This window comes from uncultured Salegentibacter sp. (assembly GCF_963972535.1).
Lineage (GTDB): Bacteria > Bacteroidota > Bacteroidia > Flavobacteriales > Flavobacteriaceae > Salegentibacter.
This window is the reverse complement of record NZ_CAXAVR010000144.1, coordinates 1-5589: the sequence shown is the minus strand read 5'-3', so window position 1 is coordinate 5589 and position 5589 is coordinate 1. Positions and strand designations below refer to the sequence as shown.

Genomic DNA, 5589 nt, shown 5'->3' with positions numbered 1-5589 from the left:
GTTCAGTAAACAAAAAGCCCATTAGGTTTTCAATATTTCCCGAAGCTGTAATATCGGTTTGCCCGGTGGTAAGTTTTAATTCTGGTACACGAACATTACCCTGATTAAAATTCAATCTCGCATTAGCGATTTTTACCTCGTTAGGAATTTCTGGCGATTTATAACTGAAATTTCTAATGCTGGCCGTACCGCTACTTTTTACATTTTGATATTGTTCGTTTTCTATGGAATTCATATCAAATTGTGTAGTGACATCGGCGGTGAGAATTCCGTTGAGGTCTTGCTCCAGTTCTAACGGATAAGCCTGTTCGAGGTTCGCTAGATTCAGGGTGCCGTTAAGCGCCATATCTACCAGCATATTTCCCATCAGGTTTTTTACACTTCCGTTGGTAGCAAATCTGTCCTGGTCTATTCTAAAAGTCACATTATCGAAAGTAAGATAGGTGTCCTCTAGAATTCCGGTTTCGTTTAAAATATGAAGATCAATATTAATATCCTCTATACTTTTAGGAAGATCGGGATATTTAAAAGAGGCGTTATTTGAACTTACTTTAATATCCATTTTAGGAATGTAAGTCTCGTCTACAATTCCCTGTATTTTCCCATTAACAACGAAATCTCCATTGGTTTCGACGTTTTCAATATTTTTTGCATAGGTCGCAGGAATTACCGCTAGAAAATTTTTAAAGTCTGAAGAAGGTGTTTGGAAACTTAGATCTATCTCGTTATTATCTTCATTCACCTGCACAAATCCTTCGAAAGTAAGCGGTAACTGATTAATCATTGCTTCGTTCTCAAGGAAGGTATAGCGCATATTCTCTAAATCCATTTGGATTACCGCATCAAGAGAAATCTTATTTCGGTTTAAATAATTGGTGCCATCGTAATCTAGAGAAACCAGGGCGTTGGATTTGGTGTTCAATTCGCTTTCAGCTAAAGAAAAATCTCCTGTTCCCTGGTGATTTAATTCTTCTACATCCAGTAAAAGTTTTTGGCCTTCATCTAAATACTTTACCCGGGAATTATTGATCTCGTAATGTTTAAGATCGAAACTAAATCCTGTTGAAGCCGAATCTGTAGCTGCTGAGGTGGTATCTTCAACCGCAATATCGTAGTTGGCATTTCCCAGTGAATCAACTTTAATATTTAGAAAGGTATTATTGATCTTAATATCGTCCAACACTTTAGGTTCGTCGGCACCTTTGAATAATTCTTTAATAGACATTTCCAACTGTAGTTCTTCTCCAAGGGCAAGCGTATCGCCTTTAAAAGGTTCATTATTGATCACGCTGAAATTCTCAATTACCACCGTAGCTTGTGGAAAACTCCTGAAAAAACTAAGACTGATGTCGCTAAATTCCACTTGCGCATCCACACTCTCATTAGCGGTTTTTCGAACATAATCTTTTATTTGTGATTCAAACAAAAATGGAGCGGCAACCAGTATTACTACAATTACCAGCAATACAATACCAATTATTTTAAATGCTTTTTTCATCTCTTAAAAATTTTTATCCCAATCCTGGAATTAGAAACAGGCTTATAAACATATCCTGTGTGTCAACCATTTTTTGGACCAGCAGCATGCTGGTTTCATTTCTATATTATTTAATTCAAATCAATTAAGCTGGTTTATTTAAATTAATCATATTTTAATTCTTCTCCCTGCTTCAGTTTAAATCGCTTTCTAAAAGCAAAAACCGAAGCGTAGAGCAGGGGCGTATCCAGCGCGGCAACAATTACTTTAAACAAAAATCCGCTAAGTAAAAGTGCGCCAAATAAGTCCCATTCAATTTTATTAAAACTACAGAGCAAAAACAAGACCGAAAACGTATCTACAAACTGTGACAGAAAGGTAGAAAAGTTATTCCGGAGCCATAAATGTTTTCCTTTGGTCAATCTTTTCCAAAAATGGAATAACTGAATATCTATATATTGCGCTAAAAGATAGGCAACCATAGAGGCGAAAACGGCAATAGTGGTGGCACCAAAAACCTTGGTAAATAATTCGTTACCAATTGGCGACCATTCGGTAGCCGGTACTGCATCTGCGGTGTAGATTATCAACAAAGAAAAGAACGAAGCAAAAATTCCCGTGGTCACAACCTGGTTGGCTTTTTTCTTACCGTAGATCTCGCTAATAATATCGGTGATCAAAAAAGTAACCGGATACGGTAAAATTCCCACAGAAATTTCAAACGTATAGAGTCCAAAAAAATCCCAGCTAAAGAATTTCTGAAATATTAGGTTCGAAACTACTAAAGAGGCGATAAAAAGCCCGGCCAGTATTAAATATATGCGTTGTGCCGCGAGTTTGTCTTTTAGTAAATGTTTAGCCAAATTTATTTTTTAAGTCTTCTTACAAAATTAGGGGTATGTGATTTTGTTTTACTTAATTTGCTGTGAAATTTACAGGATAAGCTTTAATAATTTTTCTTCAGTTAGTTTGAATTCCCCAAAAATAGTACATATCGCCCTGGGAAGCAATGTGGGCAACCGCTTTGAGCTTCTTCAAAATGCACTGCATAAAATATATTTAGAAATTGGCGAGGTGCAACAGGTGTCGCAGGTTTATGAAACACCGGCCTGGGGTTTTGAAGGTAATGCTTTTTTAAACGCCTGTATTGCAGTTTCTACAAGATTTTCTGCGGAAGAAATTCTTCGGAAATTATTAAAGATCGAAGCTGATGCCGGGCGAGTTCGCTCTGATGCAAAAAATTACCAAAACCGAAGCCTCGATCTGGATATTCTTCTGTTTGAAGATGAAGTTTTAGAAACCACAGATCTAATAGTGCCCCATCCTGCAATGCAAAACCGAAAATTTGTGTTGTTGCCTTTGGCCGATATCGCCGCTAAGGAAAACCATCCCGTTTTGAAAGTTTCTATTGAAAAATTGCTGAAGCAGGTGGAAGATAATTCAGAGATAAAAGCGATTCCTGAAAAGCTTGAGATTCCTAAGAAAGCATTCAATTTAAATAAACTGAATTATATCGCGGTTGAAGGAAATATTGGAGCCGGGAAAACGAGCTTTTCAACGATGGTTTCCGAAGATTTTAACGCGAAACTTATTTTAGAAAGGTTTAAAGACAACCCGTTTTTACCAAAATTCTATGAGAACAAAGAGCGATATGCATTTCCGTTAGAAATGTCTTTTTTGGCCGATCGCTACCAACAGTTATCAGACGATCTTGCGCAATATGATCTTTTTAAAGATTTTGTGATCTCAGACTACGATGTTTTTAAGTCGCTTATTTTTGCTAAAATCACGCTACACGAAGATGAATATGCCTTATATCACAAGCTTTTTCATTTAATGTACAAGGAATTAGTAAAGCCAGATCTTTACATATATCTCTATCAAAATACAGATCGACTACTGGAAAATATCAAGGCTCGTGGTCGTGATTACGAGCAAAATATTCAGCCCGATTATTTAGTGGAAATCAATAAAAGTTACCTGAATTTTATAAAGACCCAAACCAATATGAAGGTGCAGATTATAGATATTTCAGGTAAAGACTTTGTGAATAATCGCGCCGATTATCTTTCAATTCTGGAAGAGATCAAAGCCTGATGATTTCCTGGAAATAGGAAGTTCCTCTAATGAGCCATATAAGATTGCTCTCTGTTATTTTGAGAAATTTTAGAAAACAAATCCCAGAGCACAACTCCTACACTAACCGCAATATTTAGCGAATGTTTACTTCCCAATTGTGGGATTTCAATAATCCCATCACTCGCCGAAACCACTTCTTGCTGTACGCCTTTTACCTCGTTACCAAAAACCACGGCGATTTTTTCACCGGGCTGGGCTTTAAAATCATTTAGCATCACCGAGCCTTCGGCCTGTTCAATTGAAAAAACTTTTGTTTTCTCTTGTTGAAGCTTTTCCACCACCTCCAGCGTATTCTCTACATATTCCCAGGCTACGGTTTCGGTTGCGCCTAAAGCGGTTTTCTGTATATCTTTATGAGGTGGTTGTGCAGTAATGCCGCAGAGATAGATTTTTTCAATTAGAAAAGCATCGGCACTACGAAAAACCGAACCAATATTATTTAGGCTTCTAATATTGTCTAGAATCACAATAATAGGTGTCTTCTCAGCTTCCTTAAATTCTTGAACTGATTTTCGATCAAGTTCGCTGTTTTTTAATTTTCGGTTTTCCATAGCGGCAAAATTAATAAGAATACGAGGAAATCAATTAATTTATGTTTAAAAAGACTGGTGTTGATTAGTAGAGATTTTTAATTCGAATATTTCGTAATCGCAGGTTTCATAGGTTATTTACATTTTAGTTTTATATTAGTAAATGATAAAATATTCCTCTAATATGATACATAAAATTACTTCCCTGTTACTTTTTTTCTTCCTGTCTTTTACTCTTGCAGCCCAGGATATTAATAAAGAAGATACCCGTTTACTTTCCACACCCGCGATGAGTGATTCTCAAATCGCTTTTATTTATGCCGAAGATCTTTGGGTGGCAAATAAAGATGGCTCTTCACCAAAACGACTCACGGTAGATGATGGTATTGAGTCTAATCCAGTTTTCTCTCCAGATGGAAGCCTTATAGCTTTTAACGCGGAATATGATGGTAATACCGATGTGTATGTGGTTTCTGCAAATGGTGGCGTGCCGGAGCGTCTTAGTTGGCATCCCGGAAGCGACTGGGTTCGTGGTTTTACACCAGATGGTTCTGCAGTTCTTTTCATTTCTCAGCGAAATGTTTTTACCAGGCGATTTGCAGAGCTCTTTGAGGTTTCAGTAAATGGTGGCCAGGTTAAGCAATTGGAAATCCCCAATGCATTTTGGGCAGATTATTCAGATGATGGAAAATATATCGCTTATACGCCGCTTTACGAAGCTTTTAATCAGTGGAAGTATTATCGTGGTGGTATGGCCTCCCGAATCTGGATCTACGACACCAATGACCACTCTGTAACCGAGGTTCCAAAACCGGAAAGCGGAAGTAACGACGCCAGGCCTCAATGGCTGGGAGATAAGGTTTATTTCAGGAGTGACAGGAATGGGGAATTCAATTTGTACAGTTATGATATGAATTCCCAGGAGGTTTCTCAACATACCAATTTTAAAGATTTTCCGATTTTAGATCTTTCCGCAGGAAAAGAGGAAATAATTTTTGAACAGGCAGGTTACCTGCATACCTATAATCCGGAAAGTGATACTACCGAAAAAATCGAGGTAGGGATCGCAACAGACCTTCTTGAACTGCGCCCACGTTTTGTAAAGGGAGATGAATATATTCGTAGCGCTTCTGTTTCGCCCACCGGTGCAAGGGTGATAATGGATTTTAGAGGAGAAATTGTTACAGTGCCCGCTGAAAAAGGAGATGTGGTTAATATAACTGAAACTCCAGGAGTACATGAACAAGATCCTGTTTGGTCTCCAAATGGAAAATTCATAGCCTATTTTAGCGATGAGAGTGGGGAATATGCCCTTCATGTGCACGATCAAAGTGAACAAAAAGAGGCCAGGAAATTTAAACTTGAAGGTGCAGGTTTTTATGCTTATCCAAAGTGGTCTCCAGATAGTAAGAAAATAAGTTTTGTAGATAATGGGCGTAATCT

4 protein-coding genes and 1 pseudogene are annotated in these 5589 nt (G+C 37.7%); 2 read left to right on the top strand and 3 right to left on the bottom strand.

Going from position 1 to position 5589, the window contains the following annotated elements; all coding sequences use genetic code 11:
• Window positions 1–1498: AsmA family protein (locus AACZ30_RS12650; RefSeq protein ID WP_339649754.1), on the bottom strand; the 1498-nt coding region annotated here is incomplete at its 3' end.
• A 143-nt stretch (window positions 1499–1641) separates the two neighbouring features.
• Entirely contained in the window at window positions 1642–2340 is a 699-nt protein-coding gene (locus AACZ30_RS12645) for a queuosine precursor transporter (protein ID WP_339649751.1), read from the bottom strand.
• A 106-nt stretch (window positions 2341–2446) separates the two neighbouring features.
• Here AACZ30_RS12645 and folK point away from each other — a divergent pair, with 106 nt between their 5' ends.
• Window positions 2447–3574 (top strand): 2-amino-4-hydroxy-6-hydroxymethyldihydropteridine diphosphokinase, encoded by a 1128-nt coding sequence (gene folK / locus AACZ30_RS12640; protein WP_339649748.1) that lies wholly within the window; start codon window positions 2447–2449, stop codon window positions 3572–3574.
• Window positions 3575–3600: 26 nt separating this feature from the next.
• Here folK and AACZ30_RS12635 read toward each other — a convergent pair whose 3' ends face one another.
• The gene (locus tag AACZ30_RS12635) at window positions 3601–4167 is read right to left on the bottom strand and encodes an RNA methyltransferase (protein ID WP_339649745.1); all 567 of its coding nucleotides are present in this window, start codon (window positions 4165–4167) and stop codon (window positions 3601–3603) included.
• A gap of 163 nt (window positions 4168–4330) precedes the next feature.
• On the opposite strand from AACZ30_RS12635, the pseudogene AACZ30_RS12630 reads away from it, so the two are divergent.
• Window positions 4331–5589 (top strand): annotated as a pseudogene (locus AACZ30_RS12630) (peptidase S41); the annotation flags it as partial.